This is a genomic window from Streptomyces sp. 8K308 (genome assembly GCF_004348315.1).
Classification (GTDB): Bacteria; Actinomycetota; Actinomycetes; order Streptomycetales; family Streptomycetaceae; genus Streptomyces.
In genome coordinates this window covers 1-14,148 of record NZ_SMKC01000028.1, presented here as the reverse complement: position 1 = coordinate 14,148, position 14,148 = coordinate 1, and the positions used below count along the sequence as shown (strand labels likewise).

Here is a 14,148-nt window from a genome sequence, read left to right as displayed (position 1 = left end):
CCGACGCGGTCGCGCTACCGACCTACAGGACCGTGCTGAGGAACTCCCGGGTCCGGTCGTGCTCCGGGTCGCTGAAGATCTTGTCCGGCGAACCGGACTCCACGATCCGCCCCTGGTCGAACATCAGCACGGCGTCTGAGATGTCCCGCGCGAAGCTCATCTCGTGCGTCACCACCAGCATGGTGATGTCCGTGCTGTGCGCGATGTCCCGCAGCACGTCCAACACACCGGCCACCAGCTCAGGGTCGAGCGCCGAGGTCACCTCGTCGAGCAGCAGCACCTGCGGCCGCATCGCCAGGGCCCGCGCGATCGCGACGCGTTGCTGCTGGCCGCCGGAGAGCTGGCTCGGGTACTTGTCCAACTGCTCGGACAGACCGACCAGTTCGATGAGCTCCCGGGCCCGCTGCTCCGCCTCGTCCTTGTCGAGGCCCAGCACGTGCACCGGGGCCTCCGTGACATTGCGCAGCACCTTCATGTTGGGGAAGAGGTTGAAGTGCTGGAAGACCATGCCGATCTTCTTGCGCACCTCCCGCACGTGCCGGTCGCCCGCCTTGACGAGGCGGCCGTCGCGCTCCTCGTGGGTGAGGTACTCGCCGTCCACCTTGATGGTGCCCTCGTCGGGCTTCACCAGCGTCATCAGCAGCCGCAGGATCGTCGTCTTGCCGGATCCGGACGGGCCGATCAGGGTGACGTGCTTTCCGGTGGACACCGAGAAGTCGAGCCGGTCGAGGACGGTCGTCCCGCCGAACCGCTTGGTGACCTTGTCGAAGCGGACCAGCTCCGAGCCGTTGGCCCGGGTGCCGTTGGTCTGGGAGTTCTGCATCGGGGTTTCAGCTGGTGAGGGCAAGACGACGCTCCAGGAATCTGATGAGCAGAGAGGCCGGATAGGCGATGACGAGGAAGGCGACGCCGACGATCGTGTACGCCTCGGTCGTGAAGGTCTCGTTGCTGAAGTTCCGGGCCTCTCCGAACATGTCGAGCGCCCCGATGACGGCGATCATCGGGGAGTCCTTCAGCATCGCGATGACGTAGTTGCCGAGCGCCGGGACCACCCTGCGGATGGCCTGCGGCAGGATCACGGCCGTCCAGGTGCGGCGGCGCGGCAGGCTCAGCGCCTTGGACGCCTCCCACTGGCCGACGGGCACGCCGTCGATGCCGGCCCGGTAGACCTCGGAGGTGTACGTCGAGTAGTGCAGGCCGAGGCCCACGATCCCGGTGGTGAGCGCCGACATCGAAGGACCCCACTCGGGCAGCACGTAGTAGAGGAAGAACAGCTGCACCAGCAGCGGCGTGTTGCGGACGAACTCGGTGAACGCCGTCACCGGCCACCGCACCCAGGTGAACGGCGAGCGCATCGCCAGGGCCCAGACGAGGCCGAGCCCGAACGCGATGAGGCTGCCGAACAGCAGCGCGCGCAGGGTGAGCGCGAGGCCGTCCCAGAACAGCGGCATGAAGTCGTCGACGACTCCCCAGTCCCAGTCGAAGCTCATCGCGCCACCACCGATCCCCCGGCCGTCAGCGGCTCGTTGCCCGCGGCGCCGCCGCTCCGTGGCGGGGGTGCCCCGCGGCGCGAGAAGAGTGCGCGGCGCTCGGTCCGCTGCCCGACGCCGGCCTTGGCGTGCCGCTCGACCACCCGCATGCCGCGGGTGATGAGGAAGGCCATCGCGAAGTAGAGCACCAGCAGCAGCGTGTAGATCGGCGCGCTCTCGTTGCTGCCGATCCGCACCAGGTTGCCGGCGAAGAGCATGTCACCGACCGTGATCGTGGAGACCAGGGCGGTGCCCTTGAGCAGCTCGATCAGCAGGTTGTTGAACGGCGGCACCATCTCGGGCCACGCCTGCGGGATCTCGATCCTGCGCAGCCGCTGCAGCCTGGTGAAGCCCAACGCGACCCCCGCCTCGCGCTGTGCCACCGGAACGGCGGCCAGCGAGCCGCGCACGATCTCCGCGCCGTAGGCGCCGTAGGTGAGCCCGAGAGCGAGCACTCCGGCATACATCGGAACCAGCTGCCAGCCGAGCAACAGCGGCAGCGCGAACACCAGCCAGAACATCAGGATCAGTGCGGACATGCCGCGGAAGATCTCGAAGTAACAGCCGGCGAGAAAGCGGACTATCCACAGCCGTGAGGTGCGCAGGGTGCCGACCACAAAGGCCACGACCGCTCCGAGCGCCGCGCTGTAGAGGGTCACCTGAATCGTGACCCAGATGCCCGGCAGAAAGTAGTTGGTGAACATTCCTTCGGTCATCATCGGCACAGCTCCTCAGCGGTGAGATCCGTCATCTCCGCCTCGGTGAACCCGAACGGTGCCACGATCTCCAGGAGTTCTCCGCTATCCCGGATGCGCAACAGCTCCTCGTTGAACGCGTCCCGGAAATTCTTCTCGGACGGCCGGAACGCGAAGCCGCCCGCGCCGTAGGCCGGCTCGCCGTCCACCATGGGCTGGAACGGCTCGATCGCCTCGACCCGGTCGTTGCCCTCGACCACGCCGTTGACCGTGACGTTCGTACCGGCGAACGCGTCGGCGCGGCCCTGCACCACCGCGTCGAGGCCGGCCACCTGGTCGGGCAGGATCAGCACGTCCCGCACGCCGGCCGCCTCCGCGTAGTCGATCTGGGCGTACGCCTGGCCGGTGGCCAGGACGAGCCCCTGCTCGGCCACGTCGTCGTAGTCGCGCAGCCCGCGCGGGTTGCCGGCCGGCACGATGAACGAGTCGAGCATGAGGTAGTCGGGATCGGAGAACAGCACCTGGGCGCACCGGTCCGGATTGATGTACATCCCGGCCGACACCACATCGAACTGCTGGGCCTTGAGACCCGGAATCAGCGCGCTGAATTCGACCGGGACCGGTGTGACATTGTCCACGCCGAGCCGTCGGAAGATGACCTTGGCGACCTCGGGGGCCTCGCCGGTCGGCTCGCCCTGGTCGTCGATATAGCCGAACGGCGGCTCGCTGGCGATTCCGATCTTCACCGAGCCGCTATCCCGCAGCCGATCGAGCAGATCGCCGCCCTCGACCTTTCCCTCGGCGGCGACCCGCGAGCAGCCGGCGGCCCCCAGGGCGCCGAACGCGGCCACCCCGGCCAGCAGGGCCCGACGGCTGACACCTTTCGTCGTCTCCGGATTTCTCTGAATTGATCGATGTTTTTCCCTCGGTGGAGCCATGGCCGCGCGGCTACCCACCTTCGGCGATTCCATGCGCACCGATTCTGGGCCGTTACGCGCGCCGGCGCGGCGCGCCTCAGGAGACCGCCACTGGCTGTCGCCATGCGGCTGGTGGCGGGACGGGACGGCTCATCCTCGCCTCTCGTCGCCCTCCAGGATCTCCCTGAGCCGAGTCAGATCCGCCGCCACCTGGCCCGCGTCCCGGTCGAACTCCTCGTCACTCATCCCCGCCAGCCGTCGCACGGTGAACACCACCTCGCACGCGTCCGCGCCGTCCGGGATCACCCGCATCGGGTTGTGCACCACGTCCCCCGTCGGCAGCATCACGTCGTGGTCCACCACCCCGTACTCGTTGGTCGGCGCGAACGCGATCCGCACCGGCCCCATGGGCGACTCGGCGAACCACTCGCCCTCGCCCACCTCCGCCACGGAACTCCCGAGCCCCGCGGCCCACGCCGGGACGTTGGCCGGCTGCGACACGAAGGCGTACACCTCGCCGGCGGGACGAGCGATGGACTGGGCGATATGCCGTGATTCTGTAGCCATGTGGCCATGATGCCAACCGGCGCCCGCCTCAGTCGTCGACCTCGCCGTCGCGGAAACGGCGCGCCTCGCGCCGGGCGGCGTAGCGGTCCCTGCGGTTGCCGGCCTTCACGTACTGCTGCCACTCCGCGACGCAGACGCGGTCGTGGCACCCCGAACAGCAGGTGTGGCCGAAGATGTGCGCCTCGGGGCGCTCCCACCGGCAGCGGGTGTCCGAGCCCTCCGGCATCGGGCGCGGCGGCAGGTCGCAGCCGCCGAAGCGGTGGTCGTGCACCGGCCGGGGATCGTGCTCCGCGTGGCGCACCCAGACCGGTTTGGTCTTGTCCGTGCGGGACATCTCGCTCCTTCCGGAACCCGCCTCCACGCTATCGGCGTGGGGCTGCGGCAGTGAGCCACGGCTGCGTCGGTTGGTCTCGCCGAGCCGGTTCGCCTCGCGCAGCAGCGCCGGTAGGCGCGGCCTCCTGTCGGGACAACCGCGGAGGCCTTCGGCGATGTCACGCAGGACCCCCTCGTCCCTCTCGAACTCGACGTCATCGGGATCCGGCAGGGCCTCCGGCCAGTGGGTGCCCGGCCGCCTCCGCTCCGGCTTGCCCGTGTCGCTCATCCGGCATTCACCTTTCCACACCTTCGGGCGGTTGATCCGTCCGTTTCCCCTCCCATCATCGGAACGTGTCACTACGTTCACCAGGGGTGATGACTTGAGTCCCGGGAAGTGAAAAGAGGCACCGCCATGGCCGGACCGAAGCCGCTCGACCCTCGCGCGTCGCTGGCCGCAATGCTGGGCGCGCGCGTCCGCAAGTTGCGGCAGGGTAAGGACTGGACCCAACAGCAGCTGGCCGACGCGTCGTTCGTCTCCCACACGCGCATCGCGCAGGTCGAGCTGGCCACGGACCCGCCCAACGAGGCGCTGGCCCAGCAGATCGACGATGCGCTGTCCGCCGACGGCGAGATCACGGACCTGTGGTGGCGCATGACGCGTCAAGCCGACATGGCTTGGGTCAGGCCGTACACGAACGAGGAGATGCGGGCCCGGAGGGTGCAGAAGTACACGCACACCATCCCGGGCATGCTGCAGACCGAGACCTATGCCCGCGTTGCTCCGAGGTCTGGCTTGCCGCACATCACCGATGAGGAGCTGGAACGTCAGGTGCAGGCGCGCATCAGTCAAGAGCCGCTCAACCGGCCCGAACCCGCTGGCTCTCTGGTCGGTGCTGGACGAAGCCCCTCTCCGTCGCCCGGTCGGCAGCGCCGAGGTGATGCGTGAACAACTCCGCATCTGCTCGCGATGGCGGACCACCCACAGGTGACACTTCAGGTACTGGAGTTCAAAGCCGGGCACCATGGCGCCATGGGTGGCGCCCTGTCGATCCTGTCGTTCAACGATGCCCCGGAGCTCGTCTATCTGGAAGGCATGAGCGTGGGCTCACTTGTACAGTCGTCGGTGGATGTGACGCGGTACCTGTCGATCTACAACCTGATCCAGGTGCACGCATTGTTGCCCGATGCCACCAAGGACCTGATCAAGCAGATCATGGAGGACGACTACCCGTGCGAGCCCGGCCACTTGACCTGAACCCTGTGGTGTGGCGGAAGTCCAGCTACAGCGACAACACCGGCGGCGACTGCGTCGAAGTCGCCGACAGAATCGTGGACGTCCTCCCCGTCCGCGACAGCAAGAACCCCGACGCCGCCGTGCTGCTGTTCGAGCCCGCCGCCTGGGGCGCCTTCCTTGAGCATGTCCGCTGAGCGGAAGGCCCTCGTGCAAGAAGTGCCGCTGACGGGCGGCAAGTTCACCGCCGAGGTGGTCCGCGTCGGTGACACCGTGCGCCGCACGCGCGGCGAGCGGGCGGCGTTCGCCGCCGCCGTGCTGCGGCATCTCGAGGCGGTCGGTTACCCGTACGCCCCGCGTCACCTCGGGGTGGACGACCGGGGGCGGGACATCCTGACCTTCGTCGACGGCCGGACGACCGATCACCCGAGCCAGCGGGCCGCCGGCGCGTACGCCCGCGGTGGCGCCGCGCTGCGCGCGTTGCACGAGGCGACCGCCGGGCATCCGTTGGCCGGCGACCAGGAGTGCGTGATTCACGGCGACCCCGGCGTCTACAACACCGTCTTCCGCGACGGACTGCCCGTCGCCTTCGTGGACTGGGACGCCTGCCGGCCAGGCCGCCGCGTCGACGACCTGGCCTACGCGGCCTGGGGCTGGTGCGTTCTGGAGCGCATGCAGGTGCCGATCGAGCAACAGGCCGCCCACCTCCGCGATTTCCGCGACGGCTATGACCCGGCCTTCGACGCCGGGACGCTGCTCGACGCCATCGTCGAGCAGCAGACCAGGATCGTGGAGCTGGAGTCCGCCATGCTCGGCGACCCCGCCCAGCCGCCCGCCCGCCGCGAGCACGCCGAGGGCGCCGTCGGTTGGGCCGACGGCGGCCGTGACCTCGTGCTGCGCCACCGGGACCTGTTCCTCGCCGTCCTCACGAGCGGCGAGCGTCCTCGTTGGTGAGGTGGTGGCCGGCCGTCGTCCGGCTGGTCGCGAACGCCAGGGTCACGGCCGGGTGCGGGACCATCCGGGAGTGCGTGGCCACAGGCCATACGGAACATTCGTCCAAGCCGGCGGCGCGTGCCGGCGGCGACAGTGGGCCTTATGACCACTCACTCGATGCTGCCGCTCGACGACGGCGCCATCCACGTCTGCCAGGACGGCCCCCGCGACGCCCCCGCACTCCTGCTCGTCCACGGGTCCGCCGCGTCGACCCGCTCCTGGGACCAGCTCGTTCCGCTGCTGGCCGCCTCCCACCACGTCATCCGGCTGGACCTGCTCGGGGCCGGCCGATCGGCCAAACCGGACGACGGCGACTACGAGATTCCCGCGCAGGGGCGTCGGGCCGGCGTGGTGCTCGATCGGCTCGGCGTCGAACGCGCCACGGTCGTCGGCCATTCGAGCGGCGGCATGGTCGCCACCGCCCTCGCCGAGCAGCGACCAGAACGGGTGGCGGCGCTCGCGCTCGTCAACACCGGCCCTAGCATGGCCGCGTTCATCGCCCCCTCGGAGCCCGGCGCCGGACCCGAGCGGTGGCCGCCGACCGACGAGCAGATCCGCTTCCTCGCGAGCACCGGTTTCAGCCGCCCGGGTTACCAGGTCCCCCAGGAGCTCGTGGACGACCTGCGCGCCATGACCCGCCACTCGTTCGCCGCGACGATGCGGGCCGCCGTCGGCTACCTGCGGCAGCGGACGCTGCCGGAGCGGCTGACGGCCGTAGGCAAGCCGCTGCGGGTGATCTTCGGCGAGGACGACCGCAGGTGGCGCTCCTCGTCCGCCGCCGACTACCGCGCCGTTCCGGGCGCGGAGGTCGAGTGGCTGCCCGGGCTCGGCCACTCACCCATCCTGGAGGACCCGCCGCGGACGGCCGCACCGCTGCTGGCCTTCACCGCGGCCCACGCCGCGCGCTAGCGGGCGGCGGTCGCCGTCAGGAAGTCGTCGAACGAGCGCGGCGCGCGGCCGGTCAGTTCGTGGACGGTGGTCGTCACCTCGGACAGCTCGCCGGCCGCCATCCCCGCGTACAGCGACAGCAGGTCGGTGACGAAGCCGGCCGGCAGGCCGCGTTCGCGCAGCGCGGCGGCGGCCGTCTCCGGCGGCAGGTCGCGGAACGGGACGCCGAGCTTCGCGGCGATCTCGGCGTGCGTCAGCGGCTCGGGGCCGGTCAGGGCGAACGCCCCTTCGCGCGGCTCGGGCGCGGCGAGGAGCGCCACCGCGGAGGCGGCGATGTCGTGGGCGTCGACGTAGGCGACGCGGCCCGTGCCGTAGGGGCCCTCCATCGCGCCGTCGGTGGCGAAGCCGCCCGCCCCGGTGCGGAAGTTCTGCATGAACCCGGTGGGTTGGAGCGTCGCCCACGCGAGACCCGAGGCCGCCAGGTGGCGCTCGATCTCCGCGTGCGCGCCGACCGAGAGGGGAGCGCCGAGCGTCGGCCGCCAGGCCGACAGCTTGACCACGTACCCGACGCCGGCGGCGCGGGCCGCGTCGATGACGGCCGTCTCCTGCCGGACCATCGGCTGTGGCTCGCCGTCCGGTACCGGCACGGCGCCGCCGCTGGCGAGGAAGACGCGGTCGACGCCGGTCAGGGCCGCCCGCACCGACGACGGCTCGTCGAAGTCCGCCACGACGAACTCGTGGCCGAGCGCCGCGCCCTTCGCCTCGTCCCGCACCAGCGCGCGAAACGGGGTGCCGGCCTCGGCGAGCTGCCGGACCAGACGGCCGCCGGTGGTGCCGGTGGCGCCGGTGACCAGGATCATGGGTCCTCCCATGGCTAACATGAGGGTGGCTCGAATTGAGCCCGCGACGCCATCTTACATGAGGACCCCTCACGTTATGCCGGAGAACACCGCCGCGGCCCCTCGCCGCCAGCGCGCCGACGCCCGCCGCAACCGGGAACGCCTGCTCGCCGAGGCCGACGCCGCCTTCCGCGAACACGGCACCGAGGCGTCGCTCGAGCGGGTCGCCCGCCGCGCGGGCGTCGCCATCGGCACGCTCTACAGCCACTTCCCGAGCCGGGACGCCCTGCTTGAGGCGCTGTTCCGGGAGCGGCACGAGGCGATCATGGCGCTCGGCGACGAGCTGCTCGCCGATCCGGACACCGCCCCCGACGCGGCGCTGGCCCGCTGGATGCGCGCGGTCACCGAGCACACCGCCGCGTACCGGGGCCTGGCCGGGCGGTTCCTCGGCAGCCTGGAGGACGAGGCGTCCGAGCTGTACGCGGCGTGCAAGCGCATGGCGGCCTCGGGCGAGGCGCTGACCGAGCGCGCCCGCGCGGCCGGCGCGATCCGCGCCGACGCCACCGCCGCCGACGTCTTCGCCCTGATCAGCGCGGCGGCCTGGCTCCGCGAGCAGGTCGGGCCAGCCAACGCCGACCGCCTGGCGACCTTCCTCGTCGACGGCCTCCGCGCCTGACGGGGTTGACCGGGTCGTCGTGGGCATGCTGGGTAGACGCCCGCGAAAGTCAGCGTCAGCGAGAGGCAGGCCCCACATGTCCGAGTCCCCCACCGTCGTGGAGCGGTTCATCACCGTCTCCCTCGACAAGCGCGGCGTCAGTTGCACCGCGAAGCTCCTGCGGGACCGCGCGCCCGTCACCTGCGACGCGATCTGGGACGCGCTGCCGCTGAGCGGCGACGTCTACCACGCCAAGTACGCGCGGAACGAGATCTACGCGCTCGTCGAGCCGTTCGCGCCGCAGGAGCCGCCGCTCGAGAACCCGACGATCACGCCGATCCCCGGTGACCTGTGCTACTTCACCTTCACCGACACCCAGCTCTCCACCGCCTCCTACGGCTACGAGCAGGACGCCAAGCACCGCGGCCGCAAGACGGTCGTCGACCTCGCGCTGTTCTACGAGCGGAACAACCTGCTGATCAACGGGGACGCCGGCTGGGTGCCGGGGATCGTCTGGGGGACCATCACCGAGGGCCTCGACCGGATGGCGGACGCCTGCCAGGACCTGTGGCGGGCCGGGGCCCTCGGCGAGACGCTCAGCTTCCGGCGGGCATGAAGGGCGGCTCGGGAACGCCGGCCACGCCCGCCTCGTAGAGCGCGTGCGCGGCCCGCAGGACCGTCTCGTCCGCGTGCCTGGCCGCCACCAGTTGCAGACCGATCGGCAGCCCGTCCCCGTCCACGCCGCACGGCAGGGAGGCGGCGGGCTGCTGCGTCATGTTGAACGGGTAGGTGAACGGCGTCCACTCCGTCCACCGCTTCAGGCCCGAGCCGGCCGGCACCTCGACGCCGCATCCGAAGGCGGTGATCGGCATGGTCGGGGTCACCAGAAGGTCGTGGGACTCGTGGAAGCGGCCCATCAGCCGGCCGGCCGCCATCCGCACGTCCACGGCCGCCAGGTAGTCGAGCGCGGTGTGGCGGGCGCCCTCCTCGCAGATCTCCCGCAGCCCCGGGTCGAGCAGCGCCCGCCGGTCCGCGTCGAAGCCCTCGGTGACCCGGGCCGCGCCGCTGAACCACAGCACGTGGAACGCGGCACGCAGCTCGTCGAGCGGCGGCAGCGGCGGATCGACCTCGGTGACCTCGGCGCCGAGCTCGGCGAGCCGGTCGACGGCCCGCCGCACCGCCGCCGCCACCTCGGGGTGGACGGGGACGCCGAAGCCAAGGGCGGGGGAGTAGGCGACGCGCAGCCCACGCACCCGGGCCGCGCCGCCGGCCAGCGCGTTGCGGTAGCTGCGGTGCAGGGGCCCGAGCGCCGACCAGTCGCGGGAGTCGGGGCGGGCGATCACGTCCATCAGCAGCGCCGCGTCCGCCGCGTCGCGGGTCATCGGACCCACGTGGGCCAGGGTGCCGAAGGCACTCGCCGGGTAGAGCGGCACCCGGCCGTACGTCGGCTTCAACGCGAAGATCCCGCAGAACGCGGCCGGGATCCGCACCGAGCCGCCGCCGTCCGTGCCCAGGCTCAGCGGCCCGGCGCCCAGCGCAACGGCCGCCGCGCTGCCGCCGCTCGACCCGCCGGCGGTGCGGGCCGGGTCGTACGGGTTGCCGGTGGCGCCCCACACCGGCGAGTCCGTCACGCCCTTCCAGCCGAACTCGGGGGTCGTGGTCTTGCCGACGAAGACCGCGCCCGACTCGCGCAGCCGCGCCACGGCCGGCGCGTCCTCGTCCCAGGGGCCGGCGGACGAGACCGCGGCCGAGCCGCGCAGCGTGGGGTGGCCGCGCTGCAACAGGATGTCCTTGACGGTGACCGGCACCCCGTCCAGCGGCCCCGCGGGCGCTCCGCGCTGCCAGCGCTCGGCGGAGGCGCGGGCGTCCGCGAGCGCGCCGTCCCGGTCGACGAACACGAACGCGTTCACGGCCGTCCTGACCGCCTCGGCCCGGTCGAGCACCGCCTCCGCCACGGCGACCGGGGAGACCTCGCCGTCCGCGTAGGCGCGGGTCAGCTGGATGGCGGTGAAGGTCAGTGCGGTGAGGTCGGTCACGGTTCCTCCGGAAGATCCGACGAGGGCCCCGAGGGCACGTAGCCGAGGTCCTTGTCGACGACGTTGAACAGCGGCTCGCCCGCGTACCAGCGGTCGAAGTTGTCGAGGAACTGCTCACCCAGGTCGTTCCGCCAGCCGAAGGTGTCGCCGCTCATGTGCGGCGAGACGACCAGTCCTGGCACGTCCCACAGCGGGCTGTCGGCCGGCAGCGGCTCGTTCTCGAACACGTCGAGCGCGGCCCCGGCCAGCGTGCCGGCGCGCAGCGCCGCGACCAGGTCGCGCTCCACCACATGCTGGCCGCGGCCGACGTTGATGAAACGCGCGGTGGGCTTCATCCTGGCGAAGGCCGCCGCGTCGAAGAGGCCCGTGGTCGCCGGGGTGAGCGGGGCCGCGCAGACCACCCAGTCCGCGAGGCCGAGCAGCCCTGGCAGCTCGTCGGCCGCCCGCACCCCGCCCCTGGCCCGGCGGCCCACCAACGTGACGCCGAGGCCGAGCGCCCGCAGCGTCTCGCCGATCCGCCGCCCGATGGGCCCGGAGCCCACGACGACGGCCCGGCCGCCGGCCACCTTCTCGGTCTCCCGGTGCAGCCAGCGCCGCTCCCGCTGGAGCTCCCAGCCGACCCGGAAGTCCTTGGCCATGCTCAGGACGAGACCGGCCACGTACTCGGCGATCGGGCCGTCGAAGACGCCGCGGGCGTTGGTGATCACGGTGTCGGAGGCCAGCAGCTCGGGGAAGAGCAGCCGGTCCACGCCGGCGCTCGCGGTGTGCACCCAGGCCGGCCGGTTCCCGGGGCCCGGCCAGGCGTGCCGGACGGCGTCGGAGAGGAAGTCCCACACGAGCAGCACGTCGGCCGACGGCAGCCGTTCGGCCAGCGTCGCCTCGTCACAGTGCAGGACCTCGGCCCGGCCCGAGAGCCGGTCGAGGCGGGGGAGCGGTTCGGCGTCGAGGACCAGGACACGGGGCTGCGACATGGCGGAGAAACCGTTTCGAAACGAGTGGGTGTTTCATTGAGGGCAGGTGGATGGCAGGCGCGATTGACCGCGGTCGGGACGGGACCCTACCTTCGTGGACGAGGGTGACTCACTTCCAGTCCCTCCAGCGTTTCCAGCCCCATGATTTCCAGTTTTCGGTCCGAGGGCCAGCCGAGGCCCTCGTCTCCGCTCGCACGATCAGGGTCCGACATGTCTGACACGCCTAACATGGAGCCCAGCATGGAGCTCTCGTTTCTCGGTGGGCCGCAGCCGCAACGCGGCGTCGGCGTCGTCGCCCCCTTCGACTTCGCGCTCGATCGCGAGCTGTGGCGATGGGTGCCCGACGACGTGTCCCTGCATGTGACACGGACCCCGTTCGTGCCGGTCGAGGTCAGCCTGCACCTGGCGCGGATGGTCAGCGAGCACGAGACGCTGGCCGAGGCGGTGCGCGCGCTGAGCGCCGTCAGTCCGGAGATCGTGGCCTACGCCTGCACCTCGGGCAGCTTCGTCGGCGGCGTCGCGGGCGAGCGGGCCATGACGACCGCCATGACGCGGGCCGGCGAGGTCCCCTCGCTGACCACCTCGGGCGCGCTGCTCGACGCGCTCGGCGAGCTCGGCGCCCGCCGGATAGCCGTGGTGACGCCGTACACCAAGTCGGTCACGGACGCGCTCGAGGAGTACCTGGCGGAGGCCGGCATCGAGGTCACCGGCCGCAGCTACCTCGGGCTCACCCGCGAGATCTGGCGGGTGCCCTACCGCGACGTCGTCGACATGGCCCGGCAGGCGGTGGCCGGCGCCGGCGCGCCCGACGCCCTGTTCATCAGCTGCACCAACCTGCCGACCTACGACGCGATCCCGCAGCTGGAGGCCGAGCTGCGGATGCCGGTGATCTCCGCCAACCAGGTCACCATCTGGTCGGCGCTGCGGGCCATCGGCCGGGAGGCGGTCGGCCCCTACCAGGCGCTGCTCGACCCGGCCGCGCGCCGCGGCCCCGCCGCGATGGGCGGCGTCGCGCCGGCCGCCGAGGAGCCGCCGCTGGCCGCGGTGGCGCCCGCGGCGCCCACCGCGGCGGCCGAGGCCGAGCTCGTGGCCGAGGCCGATGTTCCACCGGAAGAGGAAAGGTAAGTTCCCGCATGACGACCATGGTCGGTTTCCTGTACCCCGGCTACTCCGCCGAGGACGACTTCCCGCGCATGGAGTCCCTACTCAACGCCGCGGGCGACGACGTCCTGCTGCCGCTGGTCCACACGGACATAGGCACCGACGCGCACCGGGTGGACGCGCTGCTCGAGATGGGCTCCGTCGACCGGATCACGGCCAAGGTCGACGAGCTCACCGGCGCGGGCGCCGAGGCCGTGGTCTGGGCCTGCACCAGCGCCAGCTTCGTCTACGGCTGGGACGGCGCGGGCGAGCAGGTGCGGCGCCTCGCGGCGTCCGCCGACCGGCCGGCGTCCAGCACGTCCTTCGCCTTCGCCCGCGCGGCGACCGCGCTCGGCCTGCGCCGGGTGGCGGTCGCGGCCACCTACCCGACCGACGTGGCCGCGCTCTTCGTCGACTTCCTGCACGCGGCCGGCATCAAGGTGGTGGCGATGCGCGGCAGCGGCATCATCACGGCCGCGGAGGTGGGCACCTGGGGCCGCGAGGAGGTGCTGCGACTGGCCCGCGCCGGCGACCACCCGGACGCGGAGGCCGTGTTGCTCCCGGACACCGCGCTGCACACGGCGGCCTGGCTCCCGGACCTTGAGGCCGCGATCGGCAAGCCGGTCCTCACAGCCAACCAGGTCACCGCCTGGGAGGGGCTGCGGCTGCTCGCCCACACCGCCGCGCCCTGCCCGGCCATGGGCTCACTCTTCGCCTGACCGCAGCGTCCTGCGGTGCGCCTTGCCGCCGGTGCGGAACGCGTGGATCGCGATCTCCCGCTCCCCGGCGGCCCGCACCGCCTCCTCCCACGTCAACGCCCGCTCCCCGACGGCGAACACCGGCCCGGCCGTGCGCTCCCCGATCAGTTCGGCGAGCAACGCCCCGGCGCGCTCGCCGAACTGATCGCCGCCGGCTCTCAGCCGCCCCTCCGCGACGCCCACATCGGCCACGTCGAGCGTCAACAGGTCGTGCACCCGCACCTCGCTCTCCCACAACAACGCCCACAGCGCGCGGTGCACGACCGGCGTGGCCTCGTCTCCCAGCAACTTATCGAGCTGGGTGAGCGTGATGTTCTCAGCAGTGATCGTCATGGCTGCGCAGTATGGCCACATCACCACACGGAGTACAGGGTTTGGCGACAAACCGCCGTGGCCTTGCCGGCCGGGCTTTGGCCACGACGCCGTGGTCGGGCGGGCCGGAGCCAGGTGCCTGCGGCGCCGCGCCAGGCGCCCGGCGGCCGGGCGGGCCCCGGCGCCAAGCGCCTGGCGGCCGCGGCGCGGCAGCGCCGTCGTGGCTGGGGTGCCGGCCAGGCGTCTGTCAGGCCCCGGTGTCGCCCGACAACAGGCGGCGGAGGTCGGCGGGGGGCATGGGG

19 protein-coding genes are annotated in these 14,148 nt (G+C 71.9%); 9 read left to right on the top strand and 10 right to left on the bottom strand.

Features of this window, described 5'->3' with window-relative positions; translation table 11 throughout:
- Nucleotides 1-22 precede the first annotated feature (22 nt).
- The 6 genes from ehuA to E1265_RS38695 all read right to left on the bottom strand — a co-directional run bounded on the left by ehuA (nt 23) and on the right by E1265_RS38695 (nt 4,309).
- Nucleotides 23-823 carry an ectoine/hydroxyectoine ABC transporter ATP-binding protein EhuA gene (gene ehuA, locus E1265_RS06920; RefSeq protein ID WP_132929346.1) on the bottom strand — a complete coding sequence of 267 codons (801 nt, stop codon included), beginning with the start codon at nt 821-823 and terminating at the stop codon, nt 23-25.
- Nucleotides 824-830: 7 nt separating this feature from the next.
- Nucleotides 831-1,490 (bottom strand): ectoine/hydroxyectoine ABC transporter permease subunit EhuD, encoded by a 660-nt coding sequence (ehuD, locus tag E1265_RS06915; protein ID WP_132929330.1) that lies wholly within the window; start codon nt 1,488-1,490, stop codon nt 831-833.
- Nucleotides 1,487-2,248: an ectoine/hydroxyectoine ABC transporter permease subunit EhuC gene (ehuC, locus tag E1265_RS06910; RefSeq protein ID WP_132929329.1), complete on the bottom strand. Its 762-nt coding sequence runs from the start codon at nt 2,246-2,248 to the stop codon at nt 1,487-1,489. The genes ehuD and ehuC overlap by 4 nt, the downstream gene beginning before the upstream one ends.
- On the bottom strand, nt 2,245-3,162 hold the full coding sequence (gene ehuB / locus E1265_RS06905; protein WP_132929328.1) for an ectoine/hydroxyectoine ABC transporter substrate-binding protein EhuB: 918 nt from the start codon (nt 3,160-3,162) through the stop codon (nt 2,245-2,247). The genes ehuC and ehuB overlap by 4 nt, the downstream gene beginning before the upstream one ends.
- A 129-nt stretch (nt 3,163-3,291) precedes the next feature.
- A complete protein-coding gene (locus tag E1265_RS06900) occupies nt 3,292-3,708 on the bottom strand; it encodes an SRPBCC family protein (protein WP_132929327.1) in 417 nt (138 codons plus the stop codon).
- 28 nt (nt 3,709-3,736) lie between these two features.
- Entirely contained in the window at nt 3,737-4,309 is a 573-nt protein-coding gene (locus E1265_RS38695) for a hypothetical protein (protein ID WP_243740584.1), read from the bottom strand.
- Between the two features lie 126 nt (nt 4,310-4,435).
- Between E1265_RS38695 and E1265_RS40235 the strand changes: the two genes are divergently transcribed.
- The 5 genes from E1265_RS40235 to E1265_RS06870 all read left to right on the top strand — a co-directional run bounded on the left by E1265_RS40235 (nt 4,436) and on the right by E1265_RS06870 (nt 7,156).
- A complete protein-coding gene (locus E1265_RS40235) occupies nt 4,436-4,969 on the top strand; it encodes a Scr1 family TA system antitoxin-like transcriptional regulator (RefSeq protein WP_132929326.1) in 534 nt (177 codons plus the stop codon).
- Nucleotides 4,970-5,008: 39 nt separating this feature from the next.
- Nucleotides 5,009-5,278: a Scr1 family TA system antitoxin-like transcriptional regulator gene (locus E1265_RS40230; protein WP_165953672.1), complete on the top strand. Its 270-nt coding sequence runs from the start codon at nt 5,009-5,011 to the stop codon at nt 5,276-5,278.
- The gene (locus E1265_RS06880; protein WP_132929324.1) at nt 5,254-5,451 is read left to right on the top strand and encodes a DUF397 domain-containing protein; all 198 of its coding nucleotides are present in this window, start codon (nt 5,254-5,256) and stop codon (nt 5,449-5,451) included. Before E1265_RS40230 ends, E1265_RS06880 begins: the two co-directional genes overlap by 25 nt.
- Complete coding sequence (locus E1265_RS06875; protein WP_132929323.1) at nt 5,441-6,208, top strand: phosphotransferase; 768 nt, start codon at nt 5,441-5,443, stop codon at nt 6,206-6,208. The genes E1265_RS06880 and E1265_RS06875 overlap by 11 nt, the downstream gene beginning before the upstream one ends.
- A 141-nt stretch (nt 6,209-6,349) precedes the next feature.
- On the top strand, nt 6,350-7,156 hold the full coding sequence (locus E1265_RS06870; RefSeq protein WP_243740583.1) for an alpha/beta hydrolase: 807 nt from the start codon (nt 6,350-6,352) through the stop codon (nt 7,154-7,156).
- Here E1265_RS06870 and E1265_RS06865 read toward each other — a convergent pair.
- Complete coding sequence (locus E1265_RS06865) at nt 7,153-8,007, bottom strand: NAD(P)H-binding protein (RefSeq protein ID WP_243740582.1); 855 nt, start codon at nt 8,005-8,007, stop codon at nt 7,153-7,155. The genes E1265_RS06870 and E1265_RS06865 overlap by 4 nt on opposite strands.
- 64 nt (nt 8,008-8,071) lie before the next feature.
- Here E1265_RS06865 and E1265_RS06860 point away from each other — a divergent pair, with 64 nt between their 5' ends.
- Nucleotides 8,072-8,650 carry a TetR/AcrR family transcriptional regulator gene (locus E1265_RS06860; protein ID WP_132929322.1) on the top strand — a complete coding sequence of 193 codons (579 nt, stop codon included), beginning with the start codon at nt 8,072-8,074 and terminating at the stop codon, nt 8,648-8,650.
- 76 nt (nt 8,651-8,726) lie between these two features.
- A complete protein-coding gene (locus tag E1265_RS06855; RefSeq protein WP_132929321.1) occupies nt 8,727-9,245 on the top strand; it encodes a DUF3830 family protein in 519 nt (172 codons plus the stop codon).
- On the opposite strand, the gene E1265_RS06850 is transcribed toward E1265_RS06855, so the two are convergent.
- Complete coding sequence (locus E1265_RS06850) at nt 9,226-10,665, bottom strand: amidase (RefSeq protein ID WP_132929320.1); 1,440 nt, start codon at nt 10,663-10,665, stop codon at nt 9,226-9,228. The genes E1265_RS06855 and E1265_RS06850 overlap by 20 nt on opposite strands.
- Entirely contained in the window at nt 10,662-11,636 is a 975-nt protein-coding gene (locus tag E1265_RS06845) for a D-2-hydroxyacid dehydrogenase (RefSeq protein WP_132929319.1), read from the bottom strand. Before E1265_RS06845 ends, E1265_RS06850 begins: the two co-directional genes overlap by 4 nt.
- Before the next feature lie 240 nt (nt 11,637-11,876).
- Between E1265_RS06845 and E1265_RS06840 the strand changes: the two genes are divergently transcribed.
- Both E1265_RS06840 and E1265_RS06835 read left to right on the top strand, forming a co-directional pair.
- Nucleotides 11,877-12,761 carry an aspartate/glutamate racemase family protein gene (locus tag E1265_RS06840; protein ID WP_132929318.1) on the top strand — a complete coding sequence of 295 codons (885 nt, stop codon included), beginning with the start codon at nt 11,877-11,879 and terminating at the stop codon, nt 12,759-12,761.
- An 8-nt stretch (nt 12,762-12,769) separates the two neighbouring features.
- Nucleotides 12,770-13,495, top strand: coding sequence for an aspartate/glutamate racemase family protein (locus E1265_RS06835; RefSeq protein ID WP_132929317.1), 726 nt, complete (start codon nt 12,770-12,772; stop codon nt 13,493-13,495).
- On the opposite strand, the gene E1265_RS06830 is transcribed toward E1265_RS06835, so the two are convergent.
- Nucleotides 13,481-13,867, bottom strand: coding sequence for a hypothetical protein (locus E1265_RS06830; RefSeq protein ID WP_132929316.1), 387 nt, complete (start codon nt 13,865-13,867; stop codon nt 13,481-13,483). The two genes, E1265_RS06835 and E1265_RS06830, sit on opposite strands and share 15 nt — an antisense overlap.
- Nucleotides 13,868-14,148: the final 281 nt, after the last annotated feature.